The sequence below is a fragment of the Sphingomonas sp. genome, from assembly GCF_035998645.1.
Classification (GTDB): Bacteria; Pseudomonadota; Alphaproteobacteria; order Sphingomonadales; family Sphingomonadaceae; genus Sphingomonas.
This window is the reverse complement of record NZ_DASYHL010000003.1, coordinates 281,356-306,077: the sequence shown is the minus strand read 5'-3', so window position 1 is coordinate 306,077 and position 24,722 is coordinate 281,356. Positions and strand designations below refer to the sequence as shown.

Sequence of the window (24,722 nt, the reverse complement as noted above, 5' to 3'; positions counted from 1 at the left end):
CTCGTCTCCTTCAGCTGGCCATCGCGGCGTTTTCGAGCGCATCTTCGGCGGCGGGGTAGGCGCCGTTCTCATCATGCACCTCGCGGCCGGTAACCGGCGGGTTGAACACGCAGGCCGTCAGAATGTCGGTGGTCGGGCGAACGATATGCCGGTCGTTCTCGTTGAGCGCGTAGAGGATACCGGGCCGCAGTTCGTGAACCTCTCCGGTGCCCAGATCCTCGATGGTGCCGGTGCCCTTCAGGACCAGCACGGCCTCGAGATGGTTCTGATAATGCATCTTCAGTTCATGGCCGGCGAACAAGGTCGTCAGGTGGAATGAAAAGCCCATATCGTCGTCCTTGAGGAGCAGCCGGGCGCTCGCCCAGCCGTCGGACTTCACGTTGCGCTCGCTGGCGCGGACTTCTTTCAGGTTGCGAATGATCATGTGATTTCTCCTGGTTCAGGCGGCGACGCCGAGGGTGGGGGAAAGCGCGTTGCGGATGCTGCGCTCCAGGATGTCGAGGCCCGCGGCCAGCACCTCGTCGGCGATGACGAGGGGGGCGAGCACCTTGACGATTTCATCGTGCGCACCGCTGGTCTCGATGATCAGCCCGTGATCGAAACAGGCCGAGGTAATCGCGGCGGCGATTTCACCCGAGCCGACATCGATCCCGCGCATCATCCCGCGACCACGGGTCGTCAGGCCGTGCTCAGCCGCCATCTGGTCGAGCCGGCGTTCGAGAAGGCGCCCCCGCCGCTCGACATCGGCCACGAAGTCGCCCCCGCTCCAGAAATGCCGCAACGTCGCGGTCGCTGTCACGAATGCATGGTTGTTGCCGCGGAACGTGCCGTTGTGCTCACCGGGCGACCAGATGTCGAACTCCGGGCGGAACAGGGTCAGCGCGAATGGCAGGCCCATGCCGGACAGCGACTTGGCGAGGGTGACGATGTCTGGCGTGAAGCCCATCTCTTCAAAGCTGAAGAACCCGCCGGTTCGGCCACAACCCGCCTGGATATCGTCGATGATCAGCAATGCGCCGTGCGCCTTTGCGATCCGCGCCACCGCGCGCAGCCATTGCGGCGATGCGGCGTTGAGCCCGCCCTCGCCCTGCACCGTCTCGACCAGGATCGCGGCCGGCGCATCGAGGCCGCTCGACGGATCGGACAGCCGCTGCTCGAGCAGTTCGGCGGTATCGACGTCGGGACCATAATATCCGTCATAGGGTTCGTGCGCGACATGGCTCAGCGGGACCCCTGCGCCGCCGCGCTTGCCGGCATTGCCGGTGCACGCAAGCGCGCCCAGCGTCATGCCGTGAAAGCCGTTGGTGAAAGCGATGACCATTTCGCGCCCGGTAACCTTGCGCGCGAGTTTGATCGCTGCCTCGACTGCGTTGGTGCCGGTTGGCCCGGTGAACATCGCGCGGTAATCGAGCCCGCGCGGACGCAGGATCACATCCTCCAGAGTGCGGAGAAACTCGGCCTTCGCGTCGGTATGAAGATCGAGCCCGTGCGCGATGCCGTCGTTCGCAATATAGTCGAGCAGCGCCTGTTTGAGCACGGGATGATTGTGCCCGTAGTTGAGCGTCGAGCAGCCCGACAGGAAGTCGAGATATTTTCCGCCGTTCGCGTCATGCAGCCAGACATCCTGGGCACGATTGAACTGACGCGGGATCGACCGCGAATAGCTGCGGACGATGGACTCGCGGCGTTCGTAGATGCGCGTGTCCGGCGCGATATGGCTCGGCTCCGCAATTGCGGTCATAGGTGTTCTCCAGATCTATCGTTCAGTCGGTGGTCGGGAGCGGTCCGATGCGCGCTTCCCATTCGGTGTCGTGCGTGCCGCCCAGATGCGCATCGCGCTCGAAGCGTGGAGCCTTTGTCAGCGCGGCGCCGTGGCGGCGCGCGAAGGCGGCGAACAGCGCCCAGGACGCCGCGTTCGCCTCGGTGATGGTGGTGATCAGGCTGGTCGCCCCTGCAGCGGCGGGGCGCGCGATCAGCGCGTCCAGCATCCGCGCCGCCAGACCTTCGCCACGGGCGCTGGAATCGACGGCGACCTGCCACACGAAAATGGCGTCGGGCGTCGCGGGCGGACGATAGCCGGAGACCCAGCCAACGATCCTGCCACCCCGTTCCGCTACCACGCAGGTGTCGGCGAAGTCGGTGCATTGCAGGAGGTTGCAATAGGCCGAGTTGCGATCGAGCGGCGGGGCGGCGGCGATCAGCGCAGTGATCCGGGCGCCATCCTCGGCGCACGGCCTGCGCAATTCGATCTCGTCATGTGGCGTCCCTGACTGGACGTCCGGCACTGCCGTTCGGTCTGCTTGCGCCCCAAAGATGCTTCATACTCCGTATTAGTTTTTGGGCCCGCGCTGGGCGAGCCGCTCCCTGTGTTGGCGCGCTATATAGGGAATTACTGCGACTTTCTCAACCCGCCCGCCTTCTTCAAGCCATGCGGGTGCGTAACTTACTTCAATTTTGGAAGGTTATTCGCGGTGGCAGAGGCGCTGGCTTTGCAATATCACCACGCCGTGGAACGCGACCTCACCTCCCCGACCCTCAAGGCGCTGCGCCGCATCCTGCGCGCGTCGGATCTGGGCAGCCGACAGCTTGCCGCCGCAACCGGGCTGACCCCGTCGCAGTTGATCGTCCTGCATGAGATTGAGCAGCGCGGGGAAACGACTGCGAGTGTCCTGGCCGCCACGCTCCAGTTCAGCCAGGCGACGATCACCAACATCGTCGACCGACTCGAGGCGGGCATGCTGGTGAAGCGCGAACGCAGCCTGCGCGACAAGCGCCAGATCATTCTGCGGGCGACGGCGTCAGGCCGGGCAACGATCGAGAAAGCTCCTGATTTGCTACAGGCGCGCTTCAGCGACCAATTCCCCGCGCTCCCGGTCTGGGAACAGGCCATGATCCTGGCTGCACTGGATCGGCTGGGGAACATTCTCGGCGCAGATGCACTCGATGCCGCCCCCCTGCTTGATGCCGGCGCCATCGATCGAGCGACGCCGGCGCCATAGCGCCCCAGGACGCCATAAGCTCGGCTATGTCGCGCGACCAATGCCTATCACTATCGCCACCTTAGGCCTGAGTATCTTCGCGAGTTCGTGGACGGCGTGGAGTCGCTGTGGGACGACGTTGGCAAGCTAACCAAGGTCCATCTGCGATACCAGTGCGATACCAAAATAGTCGATATGGCGCCGCGCGTCAGGCCACCCTGAGAAAAATCATCATTTTTCAGATAGCTGGATGGTGCCGCTTACAGGACTCGAACCTGTGACCCCCGCATTACGAATGCGATGCTCTACCAACTGAGCTAAAGCGGCGTGCCCGGCGTGCGTAGCCGGGGAAGGTGGCGGCGCTTATCAGCCTTGTTCTTAGCTGACAAGCGTTGCCGAAGCGTTTCCGGCGCGGGATTTGACGATTGGGCGCCTTTACGCGGTGTTTACCACATGCGGCGCAGAGTCGGTGCGATCGAGGGTCACTTCCCTCTGTGGAGCATGCGCATGGACACCGCCCGCGGACTCGATGACCGCCCCGACACCGATCATGGCGACACCGGCGTCAGTGATTCGGCTCATGACGCGCATCGCCTGTCGATCGGCTCGGACGAGCGGCGCATGCATGTGCGCGCCTATAATCACTGGGTTTCGCTGCTGCATGGCCGCGCCTATCCGTCGATCGAGGATCTCGATCCGGGCAACATCGCCGATTTCGGGCCACACAGCGTGCTGCTCGATTTCAGCAAGGGCGTCGAAAATCCGGCGATTCGCTATCTCGGCATGTCGCTGCGCGGAGAATGCGGGGTCACCAGCGACATCACCCATGTCGGCGAAGTGCCCAGCCGCTCGCTGCTCTCGCGCCTGACCGACCATTATCTTCAGATCATCGCCAACCGCGCGCCGATCGGGTTCGAAGCCGAGTTCGTCGGCCAGCGCGGACATAATACGCTGTATCGCGGCATCCTGATGCCGTTCTCGTCCGACGCGGACACGATCGATTTCATCTATGGCGTGATCAACTGGAAGGAACTGGTCGACGCCGAAACCCAGGCGCGGCTGGAGCACGAGGTTGACGAAGCCCGTCGCACCGCCCCCACCCCGGTCGCCGCCGCCCCGGTCTGGGCCGACGGGCCGAGCGCCGGCTTTGGCGAAAGCGCGGAGCCTGAGCCCGAGCATGTGCTCGACACCGTCGACCTGCCCGCCCCCGAATCGCTGGCCGACCGGCTGGTGATCGCGCGCGAAACCGCGGCGGCCGCCCGCGCCGCCGATACGCGCAGCCGTTCGTCGCTCTACCGCGCCTTGTCGCGCGCCTATGATTTCGCCCGCGCGTCGGAAATCGATGCCGAGGACTATGCCGAGCTGCTCGCCGCTGCGGGGATCGCGGTGCAGGCGCGCGCGCCGATGACCGCCGCTGCGAAGCTCGTCTTCGGTGCCGATTACGACAAGACCCGCCTGACCGAATTCGCCGCGGTGATGAGCCATGCGCGTCGCCACGATGTCGCCGAGGGCGGGCTTGACGCGTTCATCAGCGCCACCGAGGGCGGCATCAAGGGGATCGTCAAGGCCGAGCGCGCGCTGCGCAAGCCTGCGCCCCAGCCCGACCTGTTCGACCAGGTCCGCGCCGAGTTGCGCGCGCGCCCGGCAATCGCGCATGTCCAGATGGCCGCAGGCGCGGAGGAATTCGTCCTGCTGCTCGCGCGTGCGGGTGCCGATGGCGAACTCGATATCGTCGCGCGGATCGAGGACGACGCCGCGCTGTCCAACCGCGCGCTGCGCAAGGCCGCCGCATGAACGTCTGATCCTTCCTGAAGCCTTCTCCCAAGCTGCGCGCGAACACGGTCAAAAAGACCGGTTCGCGCGCATTTTTTTGTGCCTCGGTACCGCTATCCCGGCAATTTAGTCTCAAATGTTACTGTGCGGTGCAGCAAGTCTTGAGCCGCGCCGCACACGGGCGCATAGCGCGGAGCCATGAGCAAGACGCCGATCAAGTCGCTCGCCGAGGCGCTGCATGCGCGCCTCACCGATGGGGCCCTGCCGGGGGAGCTGGAGGGGTTCGACGACACCGCCCGCGCCGCGGCCGCAAGGTTCGTGGCAGAGGCGGCGGCGACGCGTGCGCCCGGCACGCCGGGGGTGGCGCTCGAAACTGGCCTTGGTGAGGACAGCCGCGCGATGCGGCTCGCGGTCGTCAATGACGACATGCCCTTCCTGGTCGATTCGATCGCGGCAACGATCGCCGCGCACGACATCGCGATCCGGCGGATCATCCATCCCGTCGTGGCGGTCGAACGCGCGGGCGATGGCACGCTGGCCGGGATCGGCGCCGGCCGGGATGGCGGCGGATCGCGCGAATCGATGGTCTATATCGAGATGGAGCGCGCCGATGCGCGCGACCGCACCGGCCTGGTCCGCGATCTCGAGCGCAACCTTGCCCATGTCCGCGCCGCCGTAACCGACTGGACCGAGCTGCGCCGCGCAATGAACGACGACGCCAACCGCATCCCCGATGCGGAAGGGGCGGCGCTGCTGCGCTGGTTCCAGGGTGGCAGCATGACGCTGGTCGGGCATGAGACCTGGCATCGCGACGGCAGCGTCACCGATGCGGCGGGCATCTGCCGCGTCGATCTCGACACGCCGCTGCTGGCCGAAGCGTCGCGCCAGCTGGCGGTGGAATGGTTCGAACAGGGCGGACAGCCGCCCTTGCTGCTCAAGTCCAACTTCATCTCGACCGTGCATCGCCGTGCGCCGCTCGATCTGGTGCTGGTGCCGTTGCGCGATGGGCCGAAGGTCACCGGCCTGTCGGTCCATGCCGGCCTGTGGACCAGCGCCGCGCTGCATTCGACGCCGGATGAGGTGCCGATCCTGCGCTCGCGCATCGCCAGCCTCGAAACCAAGTTCGGCTTCGACCCGCGCGGCCATACCGGCAAGGCGCTGGCGCATGCGCTGAGCGGGCTGCCGCACGACCTGACCACCGCCTTCCCCAGCGCAGCGCTGGAGGAAATCGCGCTCACCGCGATGTCGGTGACCGATCGCCCACGGCCCAAGCTGGTGCTGATCCGCAGCCAGCTGGGGCGCCATCTGTTCGCGTTCGTGTGGCTGCCGCGCGACGACGTTTCGACCGGCCGCCGCGTCGCGATCGGCGAGATGCTGGAGGCGCGCGCCAATGCCTCGTTGCTCAGCTGGTCGATCGCGCTGGAGGACGGGCCGGTCGCGCTGCTGCGCTACACGCTCGACCTGCGCAATGACGGGCGCATGCCCGATGCCGCCGCGCTCGATGTCGAGCTTGAGCGGATGGTGCGCGGCTGGCTGCCCGCGGTCGAGCACGCCTTGCGTGAGGATGGGGCGACCCCGGCGCGTGCGGCACGGCTGGCGCTGCGTTATGCTCCGTGTTTCCCTTTCGGCTATCGCAACAGCAATGCGCCCGAAGAGGCGGCGCGCGACATCGTGCCGATCGCCGGGCTGGCCGACGCCAATGCGCGATCGGTGCGCATCTATCCGCAGGACGGCAAGCTGCGGATCAAGCTCTACCGCCTCGGCGGGCCGCTGCCGCTGTCCGACGCGGTGCCGGTGTTCGAGAATTTCGGGTTCCGCGTGATCGAGGAACTGCCGACCGCGCTGGCGGGCGATGCCGATGCCTATATCCATGATTTCGAGGTTGAGCTGCCCGCCGGCGGGACGCTGAAGGGCGAGACTGCGACGGTCGAAGGTGCGATTGCCGCCGTGCTGGAAATGCGCGCGGAGAATGACGCGTTCAACCGGCTGATCGTCGAGGCGGGGCTGGCCCCGGCGTCGGTGGTGCTGCTGCGCGCGTGGTTCCGTTACCTACGCCAGACCGGCCTGTCCTATGGCCTCGTCACCGTGGTCGAGGCATTGCGCCGCGCGCCTGCCGTCGCGGCTGCACTGGTCGACCGCTTCGCCGCCGCGCATGATCCGGCGCGCGCGAAGGATAGCGAAGCCGCGATCGCCGCCGCCGACGCCGCGATTGCTGCGGGTCTCGACGCGGTCAGCGCGATCGACGACGACCGCATCCTGCGCGCGATTTCCGGAGTGATCCGCGCGACGTTGCGCACCAACGCCTTTGCCCCCGCCGCCGCCGAAGCACTGGCGTTCAAGATGGACAGCAGCCGCGTGCCGAACCTGCCCGCGCCGCTGCCGTGGCGGGAAATCTGGGTCTATTCGCCGCGGGTCGAGGGCATCCACCTGCGCGCCGGCCCGGTCGCGCGTGGCGGCCTGCGCTGGTCCGATCGGCGCGACGATTTCCGCACCGAGATCCTCGGCCTGATGAAAGCGCAGCGGGTCAAGAACGCCGTGATCGTGCCGACCGGCGCGAAGGGCGGTTTCTATCCCAAGCAGCTCCCGAGTCCGGCAATCGACCGCGATGCGTGGTTCGAGGAGGGCAAGGAAAGCTACCGCATCTTCATCCGCTCTTTGCTGTCGATCACCGACAATATCGTCAGCGGCGCGGTGGTGCATCCCGACAGCGTCGTGATCCATGACGGCGAAGACCCCTATTTCGTGGTCGCCGCTGACAAGGGCACCGCGACGTTCAGCGACGTCGCCAACGCCATCGCGATCGATCGCGGCTTCTGGCTGGGCGATGCCTTCGCCAGCGGCGGGTCGGTTGGATATGACCACAAGGCGATGGGAATCACCGCCAAGGGCGCGTGGATCAGCGTCCAGCGCCACTTCCTGGAGATGGGCACCGACGTCCAGACCGACACGATCCGCGTCGCCGGTTGCGGCGACATGTCGGGCGACGTGTTCGGCAACGGCATGCTGTTGTCCAAGGCGATCAAGCTGGTCGCCGCGTTCGACCATCGCCACATCTTCCTCGACCCCGATCCCGATCCTGCGGCAAGCTGGGCCGAGCGTGAGCGCATGTTCAACCTGCCCCGGTCGAGCTGGGCGGACTATGATCCGTCGCTGATCTCCAGCGGCGGCGGCGTGTTTGCGCGGTCGGAAAAGTCGATCAAGCTCACCCCGCAAGTCCGCGCGGCACTGGGCATCGAGGTGGAGGAGATGGAGCCGAATGCGCTCATCTCCGCGATCCTCAAGGCCACGGTCGACCTGCTCTGGTTCGGCGGCATCGGCACCTATGTGAAGGCTGCGGGTGAAGCGCATATCGAAGTTGGCGATCCCGCCAATGATCGCCTGCGCGTCAATGCCGAGGATCTGCGTGCGCGTGCAATCGGCGAGGGCGCGAATCTGGGTGTCACGCAAGCGGCGCGCATCGCCTTTTCCATGAAGGGTGGGCGGATCAACACCGACTTCATCGACAATTCGGCGGGCGTCGATTGTTCGGATAATGAGGTCAACATCAAGATCGCGCTCAACCGTGAGGTGATCGAGGGTCGGCTCGACATGGCCGATCGCAACATCCTGTTGCCGGCGATGACCGACGATGTCGCGCATCTGGTGCTGGAGGATAACCGCCTGCAAACGCTGGCTTTGTCGTTCCTTGAGAATGACGGGCCGGTCGCGGTGCCGAGCTTCGTGCGGCTGACCGAAATCCTCGAAGCGGGCGGTCGGCTCGACCGCGCGGTCGAGGGGCTGGCGACCAATGAGGAATATCTGCGCCGGGCGCAGGACGGCGCGGGGCTGACCCGCCCCGAACTCGCGGTGTTGCTCGCGACCAGCAAGCTGGCGTTGCAGGATGCGATCGAGACCGGCGGGCTGGGCCTCGACCCGGCGCTGGAGAGCGACCTGATCACCGCCTTCCCGACGGCGATGCAGGAGCGGTTCAAGACCGCGATCCTCGAACATCGCCTGCGCGGTGAGATCGTTGCGACCAAGCTCGCCAACCGCATCGTCAACCGGCTCGGCGTGCTGCACCCGTTCGAACTGGCCGAGGAAGAAGGCGCATCGCTGCGCGACATCGCGATGATGTTCGTTGTTACCGAGCGGCTGTTCGGCCTGCAGCCTTTGTGGGAAGAGATCGAGACGGCAGCGATGAGCGAGAGCGCGCGCATCGCCGCGTTTGACGAGATCGCCGTCGCCACCCGATCGCAGATCGCCGATCTGTTGCGCGTGTGCCGTCCGGGCGAGGACATCGGCGCGGTGCTCCACCGCCTTAAGCCCGGCATCGACAGCCTCGACCGCCAGGCCAAGACGCTGCTCAAGGAAGAGGCGCTGGCGCAATCGGGCCGCATCGCCGCGCAGCTGGAGGCGGCGGGCGCGCCGACGGCTTTGGTCGCAAAGATCGTTCGCATCTTCGAACTCGACGGCGCGGTCGGGCTTGCCGATCTGGGCCAGCGGCGCGGGATCGGCGAGACCGAGCTGACGCATGCGTTCACCCATCTGGGACAGGCGCTCGGCCTTGACTGGGCGCAGGCCAATGCCGCGCGCATCGTCGCGGGCGATCCGTGGGAGCGGCTGCTGATCGCGGGCCTTGCGCGCGACTTCCAGCAGTTGCGGCTGGAGTTCCTCGCGCGCGGCACCGGCACGGATCCGCGCGCCGAGGTCGAGACCTGGCTGGCCGAACATGCCGCGCGGGTCGCGCAGTTCGTGGCGCTGGTCGAGCGCGCGAGAAAGGCACCGGCACCCAATGCGGCGATGCTGGCGCAGATTGCCGGGCAGGCACGGGTATTGCTGGGTAGATGAAATCGGAGGTGGGCGAGATCATGCGTCATGTGTGAGCTTGCCTCCTTCCGGCTGATACTCAATGCGGCCATTGTAACCAAATAGGTTATTGTAGGAAAGCGCGGCGCGTAAAGTGGCGGATTTCTGCGGGTTTTGGGCCGGTAGCAGGCACGTCAACCGAGCAGAAACGGGTAGGCATCGGGTCGATGAAGCCCGGGTCGCGGAACCACGCAATGCGAACATGTCGCGTGGGAGTGCGCCGTGGGGCTACGCGCGCATGCGACAAATCTCCTCGGGGATGTCGCAAAGGTCGTCACTCACGACTCCTCCCCTGAGCTTGTCTCAGGGGAGGGGGACCGCCGCCGCAGGCGGTGGTGGAGGGGCGGCCGCGCAGACGGCCGGTGGCAGCTCGGCAAAATTCCGCCCTCTGCGAGGGCGGCCCCTCCGTCAGCGCTGCGCGCTGCCACCTCCCCTGCTGCGCAGGGGAGGAATAGTAGCGCATTGTAATTGCGAATCACTCTCGCTAAGGCTGCGAACGAATCGCAATTAGGCTGTCCCTACCCCGATGCACGGAACCACCCCGACCGCGCCGCGCAAGCGCAGCCGCAAGGCCTTTTGGCTGAAGCAGCTGCACACCTGGCACTGGATCAGCTCGGCGATCAGTCTGGTCGGGTTGCTGCTGTTCGCGGTCACCGGGTTCACGCTCAACCACGCCGCCGAAATCGAAGGTTCGCCGCAGACGGTGGAGCGCGCGGCACAGCTGCCCGCGCCGCTGCTGCCCGCGATCAAGCCCGACGACGCAGCCGATACGAAGAAGCCGTTGCCTGCGCCGGTTGCGGAGTGGGTTGAGGGCAATCTCGACGTCAAACATGCCCGCGCCGACGCCGAATGGTCGGCGGACGAAATCTACCTCGCCCTGCCCCGCCCCGGCGGCGATGGCTGGGTCGCGATCGACCGGGCGAGTGGCGCGGTGACCACCGAGAGCACGAACCGCGGCTGGATCGCGTGGCTCAACGATCTGCACAAGGGCCGCAACAGCGGCACGGTGTGGAAGTGGTTCATCGACATCTTCGTGCTCGCCTGCATCGTGTTTTCGCTGACCGGGCTGGTGTTGTTGCAGATGCACTCCAAGAACCGCCCGAGCACGTGGCCGCTGGTCGGTGCGGGCCTCGTCATCCCCGCGATCCTCGCGATCTTCTTCATCCATATCTAAAGGGAGCCGCCGCTCATGCAGTTTCGCGTAACCGGATTGACCGCCACCGCGCTGGGCGCGGGCCTGTTCGCGCCGGGGATGGCGGCCGCACAGACGCTCGACGTTTCGGTCACGATTCCAAGGCTGACGGTTGCCGAATATCACCGGCCCTATGTCGCGATGTGGATCGAGAAGGAGGGCGGCCCGGCCCAGACCCTGTCGGTGTGGTACGACGTTGACCTCAAGAACAATGAGGGCACCAAATGGCTGCGCGACGTGCGGCAATGGTGGCGCGCGTCGGGCCGCACGATGCGCTTTCCCGCCGCGGGTGTGACCGGCGCGACCAAGGCGCCCGGCACCCACAAGGTCAGCTTCAAGCCGCAGCTGGGTGCCGGCAACTATACGCTGGTGGTCGAAGCCGCGCGTGAGGTGGGCGGGCGCGAGCTGGTCCGCATCCCCTTCTCGCTGCCCAAGGGCGGCACTGCCCGCGCCAGCGGGAAGACTGAGCTGGGCGCAGTAACTTTGACCGTGAAGCGTTGAACCAAGGGGCCTGACTATGAAGTTCCGCAATCTCCTCATCGCCACCGCCGTCGCGGCGGTCGCCATTCCCGCCAGCGTTCAGGCGCACCGTCAGTGGATGCTCCCGTCGATGACGGTCGTCTCGGGCGAGGGCGCAGACGTGTGGGTGACGGTCGACGCCGCCGTCTCCAACGACCTGTTCTATTTCGAGCATCAGCCGTTACGCGCCGACATCGCGGTGATGCTGCCCGATGGTACGGCGGGTGAGGTCAAGAACAAGGCAACCGGCCGCTATCGCACCACGCTCGACGTGCAGATCCAGCAGCGCGGCACCTACAAGATCTACTACGCCAGCGAAGGCGTAATGGGGTCGTACAAGCTGAATGGTGAGGAAGTGCGCATCCCGCGCGGCACCACCGCCGACAAGCTGGCGAGCGTGATCCCGGCGGGTGCAACCGATGTGCGCACGTCGATCAATAGCAACCGCAACGAGATTTTCGTGACGGCGGGCGAGCCGACCACGACGGTGTTCAAGCCGGTCGGCAAGGGCATCGAGCTGGTGCCGGTGACGCATCCCAACGACCTGATCGTCGGGGAGGATGCGACCTTCCAGTTCCTGCTCGACGGCAAGCCGACCCCGGGCCTGGCGGTCACGGTGATCCCCGGCGGCATCCGCTATCGCGACCAGCTGCATCAGCAGGATCTGAAGACCGGCGCCGATGGCAAGGTCACGATCAAGTGGAGCGATCCCGGCATGACCTGGATCAACGTCACCACTCCGCGCGCGGGCGGCGAAGAAGGCGCCCCGCCCGCCCCCGGCGCGCGCCGGGCGAGCTATGTCACGACGCTTGAGGTGATGGCACCCTGACCCCCGAGCCCCGCATCGCCATTCCCGCGACGCTGTCGCCCGCTGCCTTTCACCGGCGGCGGGCGCATGCGCGTGTCGAGCGGTTCGGCGGGGACACGATGGGGACGCGCTGGTCGGCGCAGATCGTCGCGCCGCCGCCGGGCGTTCAGGCGGCGATCGCGGGCGTGCTGGCGCACATCATTGCGCAGATGAGCCATTGGGAGCGCTGCTCGCAGCTCAGCCAGATCAACGCTGCCGCGCCCGGCGGCTGGCACGGCATCGCGCCGGAGTTCGTGCACGTCCTGGGCGTCGCGCTCGACATCGCGGCGCGATCGGGCGGGGCGTTCGATCCGGCGATGGGCGCGCTGGTCAACCTGTGGGGCTTTGGCCCGCCGGGGCCGCGTGGCGATGTGCCTGAGGATGGCGAGATCGATGCCGCGCGGGTTGCGGTCGGATTGGGGGCGATCGAACTCGATGCGCCGCTGCTGCGGCTGCGCCGGGTGCGCCCCGCGCGGCTCGACCTGTCGGGGATCGCCAAGGGCTATGCGGTCGACGCGGTCGCGGCGCGGTTGCGTGGGATGGGCTGCGCCGACTTTTTGGTTGAGATTGGCGGCGAGCTGGTCGGCGCGGGGATTCAGCCCGATGGTCAGCCCTGGTGGGTCGATGTGGAGGCTCCGCCGGGGGTGACGCTCGCCCCGCTGCGGGTCGCGCTGCACGGCCTCGCGGTGGCGACGTCGGGGGATTATCGCCGCAATTCAGCGGCGGGCAGCCACAGCATCGACCCGCGCACCGGCCGCCCGATCGCGCATGGCACCGCGAGCGTCACCGTGATCCACGCCGATTGCTGCCACGCCGACGCCTGGGCGAGCGCGTTGACGGTGCTGGAGCCAGACGCGGCGATGGCGCTGGCCGAGCGCGAGGGGCTGGCGGTGCAGCTGGTGGTGCGGGGCGAGGGCGAGTGGCTGTCGGACGCGTTGAGGGCGATGCTCGACTAGACCCTTTCGTCGGCCCGGGCTTGACCCGGGCCTGGGCTGCCTTGATCGGACGCTGGGAGGAAGAAGCCTTGGCCCGGGTCAAGCCCGGGCAGACGAGTGTATGGGGGCTACGCGTCCGCCCAACGCCTCAGCAGGTTGTGGTAGACCCCGGTCAGCTCGATCACGCTGCGATCCGTGCCGCCGAGCTGGCCGGTCAGCCGCTGGACGCTCTGGTCGAGGTCGAACAATATGCGCCGCGCGCCATCGTCGCGGACCATCGACTGGATCCAGAAGAAGGACGCGACGCGGCGGCCGCGCGTCACCGGCTCGACCTTGTGCAGGCTGGATGAGGGGTAGAGGATCGCGTGGCCGGCGGGTAGCTTGACGCGTTGGACCCCGAACTGATCCTCGATCACCAGCTCGCCGCCGTCATAGGCCGCGGGATCTTCGAGGAAGACGGTCATCGACAGGTCGCTGCGGATGCGGAAGTCGGTGCCGCGCTGGATGCGGATCGCGCTGTCGACATGCACGCCAAAGGTCTGGCCGACGCCGTAGCGGTTGAACAAGGGCGGGAAGACCTTGAGCGGCAATGCGGCCGCGAAGAACAGCGGCGAGCGGCCGAGCGCGTCGAGGATCACCTTCCCGCCTGCCTTGGCCGCGGCGCTGTCCTCGGGGAGCTGCTCATTCTGCTTGGCCAGTGCCGACTGGTGGCCCGACGTGGCGTTGCCGTCGATCCACTCGGCCGCGTCGATCGTGGCGCGCAAATCGGCGAGCGTGGCGGCGTCGAGCAAGTCGGGAATCGCGATCAGCATAGCAGCGCCTTCTAAAGGGGGGTCGGAGCGGATGATAGCGGGGGACAGGGATTGCCGTCACCCGCTCCTCCCCCTTTAGCCCTTAGAAGCGGTAGCCGACGGTCAGCACCGCCGAGCGCGCATCTCCGGGTGTGGCCCAGCCATTGTTGCGTATGCGGGTGTAGTAGAGCTCGTTGGTGATGTTCTTGACGTTCACCAGCACGCTGAGGTCGCGGGTGATGTCGTAGGAGATCGACGCATTGTGGACGAGGTAATCGTCCGCGCGATAGACCACCGCCGACGTTGCGGTCGGCAGGTTCAGCGCGAAGCTGCCCTGATAGGTGACGCCATAGCCCAGCTTCAGCCCGAACGGCAGCGTGTAAGTGGTGTAGAGGCTACCCGAATGGTTGGGGACATTCTGCAGCTCCGCACCCGCCGCAGGATCAGGGCTGCCGACCGCAACCGAGCGGATCAGCTTGGGCTCGAGATAGGTGTAGTTGGCGGTGATCGACCAGGCCGGGGTGATGTTGCCGGTCGCGCTGACGGCGATGCCATCGACGCGCGAATGGCCGTCGAGCACCTGATCGGGCAGCGTCGGGTCGTTTGACGGCACCTTGTACTGGTCGCGCTCGTTGCGGAACGCGGCGATGCTGAACAGCGCGCGACCGATCTCGGCCTTGGCGCCGATCTCGTAATTCTTCGCGGTTTCCGGATCGACGTTGCAGGTCAGCGCGGTGCAGCCGCCATTGACCGCGCTCTGCGACGGGGTCTGCGCGTTGCCATAGGCGGCGTAGAGCGTCACTGCCTCGACCGGCTTGTACACGAGGCCGATGCGGTAGCTGAACAGGTCGGCATCGTTGCGGAAGCGCGGACCGGTGACGATCGCTCCCTGCGGCGTCGTCACGGTCGCGGCGGTGCTGGTGTCGGTCTGGTAATTGCCCTCGTTACGCTCGTAGCGGACGCCACCGTTCAGCTCGAACTTGCCGAGCTTCATCGTGTCGAACAGATAGACGGCGTAGTTGGTCACCTCGCCCCGCTGGCGACCGCTTTCGAAGAAATTGACTGGGCCGGTATAGACGTTGCTGCCATAGTTGAAGCCCGCCGGACCGGCGACGACTTCGTTCGGGTTGGCCCAGTTGATCAGCGGATAGGGCGCGTTGGCGACGGTGCCGTTGGCGTTGCGATAGACGTTGCCGGTGGACAGGAAGAACTTCTCCCACCCCGCCGATGCGCCGACGACCAGGCTGTGTTCGACCGCGCCGGTGGCGAACTGCGCCGACAGGTCGACCTGATTGTACATCAGCTCGCTGGTCGTATCGCGGACGTTTCCGCGCGGGCCGCCGATCAGATAGTAGCCGGTGGGAACGGTCGCGGGGCAGGCAGCACCGGTGGGCGTGACCCCGCCGGTCAGACAGAACGTCCCCTGCGGCGGGCCGACGATCGTCAGCTGCTGCACCTGTTGCCAGCGGGTCAGGTTGCGGATCGACAGTTTGTCGCTGAATTCGTGCGCGAACGTCGCCGTCGCCTGATCGACGGTGATTTCCTGGGTATCGATGTTGCGGTAGCCGAAATAGTCGCTGCGATCGATGCCGGGCAGCGCGCCGTTGGACACGGCATTCTTGTAATAGGGCACGCCGTATTGCGGGATATTGGTTTCTTCCTGATGCAGATATTGCAGCGTCAGGCTGGTCGGTCCTTCGATCCCGATCGTCACCGCAGGCGCGACGCCCCAGCGCTCATAGCTTTCGACATCGCGGCCCGGCACGTCGTTCTGGTGCACCATCGCGTTGAGGCGCACCGCGATCAGGTCATTGGCGCGGACATTGGCGTCGATCGTGCCGCGATAATAATCGTCGGTGCCGATTCCGCCCTGCACCGCGATCGACGTTTCCGCCTGCGGACGCTTGGTCACGATGTTGATCGACCCGCCGACCGATCCCGACCCGTTATAGACCGAGTTCGCGCCGTTGGTGACCTCGACCTGCTCTAGGTTGAACGGGTCGCTGCGCGAATAGGGCGCGCTGTCGCGGACGCCGTCGGTGGTGATGTCGGACGATGCCGAATAGCCGCGCAGGGTGATCTGGTCGCTCGGCGCGATGCCGCCCTCGGCCGCGCCGAAGGTGATGCCGGGCACGGTCGACAGCACGTCGCGCAGTGTGAGGAGGTTCTGCTCCTCGATCACCTTGTTGGTCAGGATCGTGACGGTCTGCGGGGTGTCGCGCACCGGACGCGTGACCTTGGGGCTGGCCTGCTCCGAACGCACCTTTTCGCCGGTTACGGTGACATCGGCGCGGTCCTGCTCGGCCACCGGATCGGTCGGGTCGGCGGCATAGGCGGCGGGCGCCGATGCGACGAAACCAACCGCGGCGAGCGCGAGGAAAGCAGGCGCGGCGCGATGGCCGTCCGGCGAGGTGCGAGTCATGGAAGCCCCTTTACGTTATCGTTGGGGCGTCCGCTATTGAGAGTCGTTCTCACAGTCAAGACTAATGCGAATCGTTTTCATCATTGTCGCAACTTTGTCGCATCGATCAGAAGCCAGCTGCGCAACGCACTGGCAAGATTGGGGGGATCGTCGCCCTGAATGCGCAGATAATCGACCTGCGCGACCAGCGCGCTGAGCGGCAGGCCGCGTGCCGCGGCGGCGGCTTCCAGCGCGTCCCAGAATAGCGGTTCAAGGCTGATCGAGGTCGGATGCCCGGCGATCGTCATCGATCGCTTGACCGGCGGGTGGAACCCGCCCGGCGGCGGCGCGATGCCGCCGGGTGCGTCAGGCATCGAGGTCGAACAGCGACGCCAGCTGCTCGATCATCGTGCCCGCCAGCTGATCGACATCCATGATCGTTACCGCGCGGCTGTAATAGCGGGTCACGTCATGGCCGATGCCGATCGCAACCAGCCCGACCGGCGACTTGCTTTCGATCCACCCGATCACCTGACGCAGATGGCGTTCGAGATAGGAGCCGCTGTTCACGCTCAGCGTCGAATCATCGACCGGCGCGCCGTCGCTGATCACCATCAGGATCTTGCGATCCTCGTTCCGTGCGATCAGGCGGCTATGCGCCCACAACAGCGCCTCGCCGTCGATATTCTCCTTGAGCAGCCCTTCGCGCATCATCAGGCCGAGCGACTTCTTGGCGCGGCGCCACGGTTCGTCGGCCTGTTTGTAGACGATGTGCCGCACGTCGTTGAGGCGGCCGGGCTGCGCCGGACGCCCTTCGCCCAGCCACTTCTCGCGCGATTGCCCACCCTTCCACGCGCGGGTGGTGAAGCCGAGGATTTCGGTCTTCACCCCGACGCGCTCGAGCGTGCGCGCGAGAATGTCGGCGCTGATCGCCGCGATGCTGATCGGGCGACCGCGCATCGATCCACTATTGTCGATCAGCAGCGTGACCACCGTGTCCTTGAACTCGGTGTCCTTCTCGACCTTGTACGACAGCGACTGCATCGGGTTGACGATCACCCGCGCCAGCCGCGCGGCGTCGAGCAGCCCTTCGTCCTGATCGAAGTCCCAGCTGCGGTTCTGCTGCGCCATCAACCGGCGCTGGAGCCGGTTGGCGAGCTTGGTCACCACGCCCTGAAGGTTCGACAATTGCGTGTCGAGATAGGCGCGCAGCCGGGTCAGTTCCTCGTCGTCGCACAGGTCGGTGGCGGCGATCACCTCGTCATATTGGTTGGTGTAGGCGCCATATTCGAACTGCGGCGGGAAATCGGACCAGGGGCGGTTGGGGCGGACGGGCATCATCCCCTCATCCCCCGGATCGCCGGGCTCGCCCTCGCCGTCCTCGAACTCGCCCTGTTCCTGCTCGGTTTCCGGGCCGTCCTCGCCCTCACCCTCGCGCTGTTCGCCGCGCGCGTCGATCTCGCCCTCGCCGGTGTCGCCGGGCTCGTCGCCGGCATCGGCCTCGTCCTGATCGGCTTCGTCGGTGCCTTCGTCCTCGCCGCCGCCATCCTGCGATTCGTCGGGAACCAGATCGCCCTCGGTCAGCTCAAGATCGGCGAGCAGATTGCCGACCAGCCGCGCGAACGCCGCCTGATCGTCGATCGCCAGCGCCAGCGCGTCGAGATCCGCGCCGCCCTTGTCCTCGATCCAGTCGCGCACCAGCCCGAGCCCGAGCGCGGCGGCGGCGGGCGATTCGCGCCCGGTCAGCCGTTCGCGCACCAGCAACTGGACTGCGGTCGACAGCGGCACTTCGTCGCGCGTGCGCGCCCGGCTGATCGGGTCGGACCGCATCTTCATCTCGAGCGCATGGTCGAGATTATCGGCGATGCCGGCAAAGCCGCGCGACCCCAGCGCCTCGATGCGCGCGGTTTCCACCGCATCGAACACCGCGCGCGCAACCGGCTCCTTGGGCGCGCCTTTTAGGTGCGTGGCGGCGTCGTGCAGCCGCAAGCGCAGCGCATAGCCATCGGCAAAACCGCGCGCCTCCGCCACCTGTTCGGGCGGCAGATTGCGGCCGGGCATCGGCACCTTGATATGCCGGCCCGATTGCGCCGGCGCGTCGGCGGTAAAGGCGAGTTCCAGCTCCGCCTGATGCGACAGCGCCCGCGCGGTCCCGGTAAGCACGGACTTGAACTGATCGAGGGGAGAGTCGCTGGCCATCGGATTTCCATGCGCGGAGGCGCGCCGCGACACAAGCGTCCTGCGGGTCAGGTCAGGGTACAGATTCGCGCAGCGCCCGACCTTCGACGGTCGCACCAGCTATAATGCGGACGAATACTGCCCGGGAGATACTCCTTGTCCTACCTCGCCGAAACGCTTGCCAGTTCGAACCCGTTGCGTGCGCGCTTCGACCAGTTGTCCGTCGCGGGCAAGCTGATCGCGCTGTGCGCTGCGGCGATCTCGCTGCTGCTCGCGATCGGGTTTACCATCGTCACGCTTCAGGCGTCGTCCGTGGTCGGGCGCGGATCGAGCGAGACTGCCGAGGTGACGGCAGAGCGCTATGCGAGCGACATCGCGACGGACGTCAATGGCATCGTCGGGGCATCGCATGCGATGGCGCGGTCGATCTCGACCGACCTGACCGCCACCGGCTTCGCGCCCGATCGGACGGTATCCCAGCTGCGCGGCTTTCTCGCCTCGGCGCCAACCGTGCTTGGCGCATGGTCGATCCTGGAGCCGGAATATAACCGCCCCGAACTGGCCGGCACCCCCGCCTATAACGTTGCCGGCGGCTTCGCGCCGTATCTGACCCGCGACAAGTCCGGCAAGATCAACCAGCAGGACGCCAGCCCGCCCGAGGATTGGCAGAAGGATTATTATGCGCAGGGGCTCAAGCGCGGCGCCGGCCGCCTGAGCCTCCCCTACAGTTATCCGGTCGATGGCAAGCAGGTGCTGATGTTCAGCATCACCTTCCCGCTGCGGCGCGGTGATCAGGTGGTCGGCGTGTCAGGGTTCGACATCAGCCTCGATGACCTGTCCGCCGGCCTGATGAAGCAGAAGCCGCTGGGATCGGGCCGCGTGCGCCTGATCGCGCAGGACGGCAACTGGATCGCGCATGAGAATGCAGAGATGCGGATGAAGCCCTATGACGAAGGTCAGAAGGAGCTGATCGACGCGGTGATCAAGACCGGGACGCCCCAGCGCTTTGCCCATGTCGCCGCCGATGGCACGCAGTGGGCGCGCTTTGCGGTGCCGGTGGCCGTCAGCGGGATCGCCGATCGCTGGGCCGTCGTGGTCGATATTCCGCAGGCGGCGATTACCGCGCCTGCCAATGCCCTGACCTGGATGCTGGTCGTGATCGGAATTCTGGTGGTGGCCGGCGCGCTCGGCGCATTGTGGATGGCGTCGAAGCGCGTGGTCGGGCTGCCGCTCGGGCGCCTGTCCGACACGGTCGACCGGCTGGCCAAGGGCGAAGATCTGGCGGTCGGCGAAACCGACCGCGCCGATGAGATCGGGACGCTCGCCCGCGCCGCCGATGTCTTCCGCCTCGCCGCCGCCGAGCGCGAGCGGGAGCAGGCGCGCAACGCGCAGGAGCAGCGCCAGGTCACCGCCGCGATCGGCACCGGCCTTGCCGCGCTGCGCGAAGGCAAGTTGATCGCGCGGATCGATGCCGACTTCCCGCCGGCCTATGCGCAGCTCAAGACCGATTTCAACGCTACCGCGACCACGCTGCGCGACCTGATCGCCGCCGTGGTCGAACGGTCGGAGAGCATCCAGACCGGTTCGACCGAGATCGCCCGCGCCGCGCAGGATCTGGCGAGCCGCAGCGAGAGCAGCGCGGCGAGCCTCGAGCAGACCTCCGCCGCGCTATCGCAGATCGACGAGCGGCTGCGCGCCAGCGCCGCCTCCGCCGACGAGACGCTGAGCTGTGCCAAGCGCGCCAATACCAGCGTGGCGGGCGGGCGTGAGGTTGCTTCGGGCGCGGTATCGGCGATGCGCCGCGTGTCGGAATGCGCCAAGGGCATCGACGACGTGATCGAAGGGCTCGACAAGATCGCGTTCCAGACGCGCGTCCTCGCGATGAACGCGGCGGTCGAGGCGGGACGCGCGGGCGAAGCGGGCCGTGGCTTCGCGGTGGTCGCCGACCTCGTCTCCGCGCTCGCGATGCGCGCCGAGGAAGAGGCCAAGCGCGCCCGCGACCAGCTGACCGTGACGCAGGAAGAGGTCGGCAATGCGGTCGGCGCCGTGGGCGATGTCGACGGCGCACTGGTGCAGATCGCGGACATCTTCACTCAGGTCGATACGCTGGTCGGATCGCTGGTCGACGACAATCGCGTTCAGGCGATGTCGATCTCCGAAATCGTGATCGCGGTCAGCGGGATGGACAGCACGACCCAGCAAAATGCCGCGATGGTCGAAGAAACCTCCGCCGCCGCGCAACAGCTGCGCAACGAAGCGACCGAACTCGCCGGCCGCGCGTCGCAGTTCGACATCGACGGGACGCCGCAACGCCGGAGCTACGCCGCGGCGGCGTGAGGTGAACCGCGCACTCCGCCACCCATAGGGGCGGCGGAGTGGGTGGGCCGTTACCAGAGCGTCTCGCAGCCGAATGCTGCAATCTGACGATCACATGTGACGACGGTCATATCTTCCAAAAGCGCCTGTGCCGCGATCAGCCGGTCGAACGGGTCCTTGTGCGGTCCCGGTAGCGACCCTCCATGCACGCCGTGTCGCGCCGTTACGTCAAGATGACTGAAGCCATCACGCAGCACGTCATCGACAAATGACCCGATGCATCCAGCCAACTCAGGAAGCTGGTTCTTCCGCACCTTGGTTGCGATCTCCCAGGCGGAGGCGGCGCTTACGAACACCGCATTCGCCGGATCGGCCATTACCGACCGCGCAGCAGCCGGAAGTTGCGGGGCGTCATTCCACCACCAGAGCAACGCATGCGTGTCGAGCAGAAGCCGCATCGTCATTCGGGTGGAAAGAGGCTGGCATTCTCGATCTCGTCCAGCTCTTCCTCGGTGAAGCACGGTGCTAGAATCGCCTCGGGATCGACATCCTTCAACAGATGCTTGAAGCGGCCGGGCTGGCGGCGTGGCAAGGGTGTCGGCTCATATGCGATTAGCTTCGCATAGGGCTTGCCCGCCTTGGACAGGATGATTTCCTCGCCCGCATGCGCGCGGTCGATCAGCTTGGACAGCTGGGTCTTGGCATCGTGGACGTTGAACGTCTTTTGCGGATCTGCCTCGGCCATCGCGCGGCTCCTCGAGTGGACTAAGCTAACTTAGCTAAGTCCACTCGACGCTTCAAGCCTTGCTGACGACGCTTTCGGGCAGGTCCTTGCCGAACACGCGCTGGTAATATTCCGCCACCAGCGAGCGTTCCGCCTCGTCGCATTTGTTGAGGAAGCTCAGGCGGAAGGCGAAGCCGACATCCTTGAAGATTTCGGCGTTCTGCGCCCAGGTGATGACGGTGCGGGGGCTCATCACGGTCGAGATATCGCCGTTGATGAATCCGCGACGGGTCAGTTCGGCGACGCGGACCATGTTCTCGACCAGCTCCTTGCCGCCCGGCTTGTCATAGTCGCCGCTCTTGGCGAGCACGATCTGTGCCTCGACCGCGGCGGGGAGGTAGTTGAGCGTGACGACGATGTTCCAGCGGTCCATCTGGCCCTGGTTGATCTGCTGCGTCCCATGATACAGCCCGCTGGTGTCGCCCAGACCGACGGTGTTGGCAGTGGCGAACAGGCGGAACCACGGGCTCGGCCGGATCACGCGGTTCTGGTCGAGCAGCGTCAGCTTGCCCTCGGTCTCCAGCACGCGCTGAATCACGAACATCACGTCGGGGCGACCTGCATCATATTCGTCGAACACGAGCGCGGTCGGCGTCTGCAGCGCCCAGGGCAGCAAGCCTTCGCGGAATTCGGTGACCTGCACCCCGTCCTTCAGCACGATCGCGTCGCGGCCGATCAGGTCGATGCGGCTGATATGCGCGTCGAGGTTGATGCGAATGCACGGCCAGTTGAGGCGCGCGGCGACCTGTTCGATGTGCGACGACTTGCCGGTGCCGTGAAAGCCCTGAATCATCACGCGGCGATTGTGCGCAAAGCCCGCGAGGATCGCGAGCGTGGTGTCGGCATCGAACACATAGGCCGGGTCGAGGTCGGGGACGCGCTCGTCCGCCACGCTGAACGCCGGCACTTCCATGTCGATGTCGATGCCGAACAGGTCGCGGACGCTGACGGTCTTGTCAGGCGCCTGCAGGATCGTCGTCTCGCGGCTGTCGGGCTGGGTGTTCGGGATGCTGGTCATGGGGGCTTTCGGACTCGGTACGGGTCTTTTGCGGTGCGGTATCGGCTCGCGTGCCACTCCGCAAGCACGGGAGCGGCTCGGTGCCACAATCCGCGCCTGTCGGCCACACGCCCCAAAGGTCAGTCTCCGGAGCGAACGGCTAGGTCTCGGTCCACTTGGTCGGCAGCGGAAAGCGCGTCACGAACGCTTCCGCCAGCGCGTGGTCGCCCTCGATCCGCAGCACGCCGGCGACCTCGAGATCCGCCAGCGCGCCGCCATAAACTGCACCCGCAATCGCAGTAGGCGGGCCGTTGAAGATCACGTCCGCCCCGCTCGGATCGCCGCGCTTCAGGTCGATCCCGTCGCGATTGTAGCGGCCGACAAAGGCATCGTCGCCCATGCGAAACCCGATCACGAAATCGAGATCGGCGGTGAGCGCCGGATTGTGCATCGTCCGCAGCGACATCATCGCCGACGCCGCCGACAGGGGCAGCGTCGGATCATGTTCGGGCGACCGCACCGCCCAGGCGCCGAGCAGCTGGATCGGCTTTTCGGCCTCATAGCCCCAGGAGGTCAGCGCATAGACCTGAACGTTCGCCGGCGGGGGCAGCTTTTCGCGCGTCAGGATGCCGGACTCCTCCAGCCCCTCGAGCCGCTGGGTCAGCACATTGGCCGACAGTCCGGGCAGTGCCGCCTTGATCTCGCTGAACCGGCGCGGGCCGAACATCAGCTCGCGCACGATCATCAGCGACCAGCGCTCACCCACCAGCTCCAGCGCCATCGCCGTACCGCAGGCATCGTCATACCAACGCCGCCGTTCCTTTTTCACGCCGATCGCACCGCGCCGCTGGTATTGGTCACTTTTTCTAACTTCATAGTTGCTTTTACTAACTCGTGGGGGCATCAAACTCAAGCAGGTGATTCGGAACCGCAGCGTTTCCGGAATGCACGTCAGGAGAAGCGCGATGCCAAGAATGATCTTCGTAAATCTGCCGGTGAAGGACGTGGCGGCGTCGACCGCTTTCTACGAAGCGATCGGCTTCACCCGCGACCCGCGCTTCAGCAACGAAGTGGCGAGCGCGATGATGTGGTCGGACACGATCACGCTGATGATCCTTGGCCATGATTTCTATGCGACCTTCATCCCGCACAAGACGATCGCTGATTCCGCGCAGGTGAGCGAGGTGCTGCTGTGCCTGTCGTTCGACAGCCGCGCGGAAGTCGATGCGATTACGGAAAAGGCGGGCGCGGCGGGCGGCAAGGCTGATGTCCGGCCGCTGCAGGATATGGGCTTCATGTACGGTCGCAGCTTCGAGGATCCCGACGGGCACCTCTTCGAGCCGATGTTCATGGACATGGAGGCCGCGATGGCCGCCTTCCCCGAAGGACCGGCGCACGAACCGGCCTGAGCCCGGGCCTGAGGAGAGATGCGATGACCCGCATGACCACCTGCATCTGGAGCAACTACACCGCCGAGGAACAGGCGGCGTTCTACACGTCGCTGATCCCCGACAGCCGCATCATCCGGATCGAACGCACGCCGATCGACACGCCGAGCCAAAAGGCGGGCGAGGTGATCATCGCCGAGATCGAGCTCGCCGGGCACCGCTACCTGCTGCTCAACGGCGGCCCGATGTTCCAGCATAGCGAGGCGATGAGCTTCATCATCCACACGCCCGATCAGGCCGAGACCGACCGGCTATGGGCCGCGCTCACCGCCGATGGCGGGGCGGAGAGCCAGTGCGGCTGGTGCAAGGACAAATGGGGCGTCAGCTGGCAGGTCACGCCCGACCGGCTGATGCAACTGGTGTGGGACAATCCCGACAAGGCCGCGGCGCAGCGCGCGATGCAGGCGATGATGCCGATGAAAAAGATCGACATCGCCACGATCGAAGCCGCCGCCGCTGGCGTTACCTGACCGGAGACCGCGTATGTCGTTCCAGGCCTATCTCGACACCATCCAGCAAAAGACCGGCAAGACCCCGGCGGACCTGCGCGCACTGGGCCGCGAACGCGGCTGGACGCAGGGCGACACGCTCGCACCCGGCGTCAAGCCGATGGCGATCGTCGCGACGCTGAAGGACGAGCTGGGCCTTGGCCACGGGCACGCGATGGCGGTGGTCGCGCTGCTCAAGGGACACAAGAAGGAAGACGACGCCTGACCGG

The 24,722-nt window shown here is 66.3% G+C and carries 22 protein-coding genes and 1 tRNA gene; 11 read left to right on the top strand and 12 right to left on the bottom strand.

Annotation, left to right across the window (positions count from 1 at the left end; all coding sequences use genetic code 11):
- Positions 1-10: 10 nt before the first annotated feature.
- From VGN66_RS05365 to ectA, 3 genes are read right to left on the bottom strand one after another with little or no spacing between them, the layout of a single operon-like run.
- A complete protein-coding gene (locus VGN66_RS05365) occupies positions 11-424 on the bottom strand; it encodes an ectoine synthase (protein ID WP_327517827.1) in 414 nt (137 codons plus the stop codon).
- Between the two features lie 15 nt (positions 425-439).
- The gene (gene ectB / locus VGN66_RS05360; protein ID WP_327517826.1) at positions 440-1,741 is read right to left on the bottom strand and encodes a diaminobutyrate--2-oxoglutarate transaminase; all 1,302 of its coding nucleotides are present in this window, start codon (positions 1,739-1,741) and stop codon (positions 440-442) included.
- Positions 1,742-1,763: 22 nt separating this feature from the next.
- On the bottom strand, positions 1,764-2,243 hold the full coding sequence (gene ectA / locus VGN66_RS05355) for a diaminobutyrate acetyltransferase (RefSeq protein WP_327518561.1): 480 nt from the start codon (positions 2,241-2,243) through the stop codon (positions 1,764-1,766).
- Between the two features lie 228 nt (positions 2,244-2,471).
- Between ectA and VGN66_RS05350 the strand changes: the two genes are divergently transcribed.
- Entirely contained in the window at positions 2,472-2,999 is a 528-nt protein-coding gene (locus VGN66_RS05350) for a MarR family winged helix-turn-helix transcriptional regulator (RefSeq protein ID WP_327517825.1), read from the top strand.
- A 230-nt stretch (positions 3,000-3,229) separates the two neighbouring features.
- Here VGN66_RS05350 and VGN66_RS05345 read toward each other — a convergent pair.
- A tRNA-Thr gene (locus VGN66_RS05345) sits at positions 3,230-3,305 on the bottom strand.
- Between the two features lie 180 nt (positions 3,306-3,485).
- Here VGN66_RS05345 and VGN66_RS05340 point away from each other — a divergent pair.
- The 6 genes from VGN66_RS05340 to VGN66_RS05315 all read left to right on the top strand — a co-directional run bounded on the left by VGN66_RS05340 (position 3,486) and on the right by VGN66_RS05315 (position 13,110).
- Complete coding sequence (locus VGN66_RS05340; protein ID WP_327517824.1) at positions 3,486-4,772, top strand: hypothetical protein; 1,287 nt, start codon at positions 3,486-3,488, stop codon at positions 4,770-4,772.
- 177 nt (positions 4,773-4,949) lie between these two features.
- The gene (locus VGN66_RS05335; protein ID WP_327517823.1) at positions 4,950-9,578 is read left to right on the top strand and encodes an NAD-glutamate dehydrogenase; all 4,629 of its coding nucleotides are present in this window, start codon (positions 4,950-4,952) and stop codon (positions 9,576-9,578) included.
- A 544-nt stretch (positions 9,579-10,122) separates the two neighbouring features.
- A complete protein-coding gene (locus VGN66_RS05330; protein ID WP_327517822.1) occupies positions 10,123-10,770 on the top strand; it encodes a PepSY-associated TM helix domain-containing protein in 648 nt (215 codons plus the stop codon).
- A 15-nt stretch (positions 10,771-10,785) separates the two neighbouring features.
- Positions 10,786-11,289, top strand: a complete 504-nt coding sequence (locus VGN66_RS05325; protein WP_327517821.1) for a DUF2271 domain-containing protein — start codon at positions 10,786-10,788, stop codon at positions 11,287-11,289.
- Positions 11,290-11,305: 16 nt separating this feature from the next.
- The gene (locus VGN66_RS05320) at positions 11,306-12,136 is read left to right on the top strand and encodes a DUF4198 domain-containing protein (protein WP_327517820.1); all 831 of its coding nucleotides are present in this window, start codon (positions 11,306-11,308) and stop codon (positions 12,134-12,136) included.
- 98 nt (positions 12,137-12,234) lie between these two features.
- A complete protein-coding gene (locus VGN66_RS05315) occupies positions 12,235-13,110 on the top strand; it encodes an FAD:protein FMN transferase (RefSeq protein ID WP_327517819.1) in 876 nt (291 codons plus the stop codon).
- A 107-nt stretch (positions 13,111-13,217) separates the two neighbouring features.
- On the opposite strand, the gene VGN66_RS05310 is transcribed toward VGN66_RS05315, so the two are convergent.
- The 4 genes from VGN66_RS05310 to cobT form a co-directional block, all read right to left on the bottom strand.
- Positions 13,218-13,901: a Fe2+-dependent dioxygenase gene (locus VGN66_RS05310; RefSeq protein WP_327517818.1), complete on the bottom strand. Its 684-nt coding sequence runs from the start codon at positions 13,899-13,901 to the stop codon at positions 13,218-13,220.
- A gap of 82 nt (positions 13,902-13,983) precedes the next feature.
- Positions 13,984-16,302, bottom strand: coding sequence for a TonB-dependent siderophore receptor (locus VGN66_RS05305; protein WP_327517817.1), 2,319 nt, complete (start codon positions 16,300-16,302; stop codon positions 13,984-13,986).
- 80 nt (positions 16,303-16,382) lie between these two features.
- Positions 16,383-16,655, bottom strand: coding sequence for a ribbon-helix-helix domain-containing protein (locus VGN66_RS05300; protein ID WP_327517816.1), 273 nt, complete (start codon positions 16,653-16,655; stop codon positions 16,383-16,385).
- Complete coding sequence (gene cobT / locus VGN66_RS05295; protein ID WP_327517815.1) at positions 16,648-18,480, bottom strand: cobaltochelatase subunit CobT; 1,833 nt, start codon at positions 18,478-18,480, stop codon at positions 16,648-16,650. The genes VGN66_RS05300 and cobT overlap by 8 nt, the downstream gene beginning before the upstream one ends.
- A 135-nt stretch (positions 18,481-18,615) precedes the next feature.
- On the opposite strand from cobT, the gene VGN66_RS05290 reads away from it, so the two are divergent.
- Positions 18,616-20,796 (top strand): methyl-accepting chemotaxis protein, encoded by a 2,181-nt coding sequence (locus VGN66_RS05290; RefSeq protein WP_327517814.1) that lies wholly within the window; start codon positions 18,616-18,618, stop codon positions 20,794-20,796.
- Between the two features lie 50 nt (positions 20,797-20,846).
- Here the strand turns inward: VGN66_RS05290 and VGN66_RS05285 are convergent, their stop codons facing one another.
- The 4 genes from VGN66_RS05285 to VGN66_RS05270 form a co-directional block, all read right to left on the bottom strand.
- Positions 20,847-21,239 carry a type II toxin-antitoxin system VapC family toxin gene (locus tag VGN66_RS05285; protein WP_327517813.1) on the bottom strand — a complete coding sequence of 131 codons (393 nt, stop codon included), beginning with the start codon at positions 21,237-21,239 and terminating at the stop codon, positions 20,847-20,849.
- Positions 21,236-21,520 carry a type II toxin-antitoxin system prevent-host-death family antitoxin gene (locus tag VGN66_RS05280; RefSeq protein ID WP_327517812.1) on the bottom strand — a complete coding sequence of 95 codons (285 nt, stop codon included), beginning with the start codon at positions 21,518-21,520 and terminating at the stop codon, positions 21,236-21,238. Before VGN66_RS05280 ends, VGN66_RS05285 begins: the two co-directional genes overlap by 4 nt.
- A gap of 52 nt (positions 21,521-21,572) precedes the next feature.
- On the bottom strand, positions 21,573-22,577 hold the full coding sequence (cobS, locus tag VGN66_RS05275; RefSeq protein ID WP_224923017.1) for a cobaltochelatase subunit CobS: 1,005 nt from the start codon (positions 22,575-22,577) through the stop codon (positions 21,573-21,575).
- A 139-nt stretch (positions 22,578-22,716) separates the two neighbouring features.
- On the bottom strand, positions 22,717-23,385 hold the full coding sequence (locus tag VGN66_RS05270) for a helix-turn-helix domain-containing protein (RefSeq protein WP_327517811.1): 669 nt from the start codon (positions 23,383-23,385) through the stop codon (positions 22,717-22,719).
- Positions 23,386-23,521: 136 nt separating this feature from the next.
- Between VGN66_RS05270 and VGN66_RS05265 the strand changes: the two genes are divergently transcribed.
- The 3 genes from VGN66_RS05265 to VGN66_RS05255 are packed head-to-tail and all read left to right on the top strand — an operon-like array spanning position 23,522 to position 24,718.
- A complete protein-coding gene (locus VGN66_RS05265) occupies positions 23,522-23,965 on the top strand; it encodes a VOC family protein (RefSeq protein ID WP_327517810.1) in 444 nt (147 codons plus the stop codon).
- Between the two features lie 23 nt (positions 23,966-23,988).
- Positions 23,989-24,474 carry a VOC family protein gene (locus VGN66_RS05260; RefSeq protein WP_327517809.1) on the top strand — a complete coding sequence of 162 codons (486 nt, stop codon included), beginning with the start codon at positions 23,989-23,991 and terminating at the stop codon, positions 24,472-24,474.
- 13 nt (positions 24,475-24,487) lie between these two features.
- The gene (locus VGN66_RS05255) at positions 24,488-24,718 is read left to right on the top strand and encodes a DUF4287 domain-containing protein (protein WP_327517808.1); all 231 of its coding nucleotides are present in this window, start codon (positions 24,488-24,490) and stop codon (positions 24,716-24,718) included.
- The last annotated feature ends 4 nt before the right edge of the window (positions 24,719-24,722 follow it).

Coding starts and splice junctions, on each gene's coding strand:
- VGN66_RS05300 (WP_327517816.1), bottom strand. CDS start 16,655: ATGCCTGACGCACCCGGCGGCATCGCGCCGCCGCCGGGCGGGTTCCAC.
- cobT (WP_327517815.1), bottom strand. CDS start 18,480: ATGGCCAGCGACTCTCCCCTCGATCAGTTCAAGTCCGTGCTTACCGGG.
- VGN66_RS05340 (WP_327517824.1), top strand. CDS start 3,486: ATGGACACCGCCCGCGGACTCGATGACCGCCCCGACACCGATCATGGC.
- VGN66_RS05305 (WP_327517817.1), bottom strand. CDS start 16,302: ATGACTCGCACCTCGCCGGACGGCCATCGCGCCGCGCCTGCTTTCCTC.
- VGN66_RS05265 (WP_327517810.1), top strand. CDS start 23,522: ATGCCAAGAATGATCTTCGTAAATCTGCCGGTGAAGGACGTGGCGGCG.
- VGN66_RS05280 (WP_327517812.1), bottom strand. CDS start 21,520: ATGGCCGAGGCAGATCCGCAAAAGACGTTCAACGTCCACGATGCCAAG.
- VGN66_RS05335 (WP_327517823.1), top strand. CDS start 4,950: ATGAGCAAGACGCCGATCAAGTCGCTCGCCGAGGCGCTGCATGCGCGC.
- cobS (WP_224923017.1), bottom strand. CDS start 22,577: ATGACCAGCATCCCGAACACCCAGCCCGACAGCCGCGAGACGACGATC.
- VGN66_RS05260 (WP_327517809.1), top strand. CDS start 23,989: ATGACCCGCATGACCACCTGCATCTGGAGCAACTACACCGCCGAGGAA.
- VGN66_RS05320 (WP_327517820.1), top strand. CDS start 11,306: ATGAAGTTCCGCAATCTCCTCATCGCCACCGCCGTCGCGGCGGTCGCC.
- ectB (WP_327517826.1), bottom strand. CDS start 1,741: ATGACCGCAATTGCGGAGCCGAGCCATATCGCGCCGGACACGCGCATC.
- VGN66_RS05285 (WP_327517813.1), bottom strand. CDS start 21,239: ATGACGATGCGGCTTCTGCTCGACACGCATGCGTTGCTCTGGTGGTGG.
- VGN66_RS05310 (WP_327517818.1), bottom strand. CDS start 13,901: ATGCTGATCGCGATTCCCGACTTGCTCGACGCCGCCACGCTCGCCGAT.
- VGN66_RS05255 (WP_327517808.1), top strand. CDS start 24,488: ATGTCGTTCCAGGCCTATCTCGACACCATCCAGCAAAAGACCGGCAAG.
- VGN66_RS05325 (WP_327517821.1), top strand. CDS start 10,786: ATGCAGTTTCGCGTAACCGGATTGACCGCCACCGCGCTGGGCGCGGGC.
- VGN66_RS05365 (WP_327517827.1), bottom strand. CDS start 424: ATGATCATTCGCAACCTGAAAGAAGTCCGCGCCAGCGAGCGCAACGTG.
- VGN66_RS05330 (WP_327517822.1), top strand. CDS start 10,123: ATGCACGGAACCACCCCGACCGCGCCGCGCAAGCGCAGCCGCAAGGCC.
- VGN66_RS05315 (WP_327517819.1), top strand. CDS start 12,235: ATGGGGACGCGCTGGTCGGCGCAGATCGTCGCGCCGCCGCCGGGCGTT.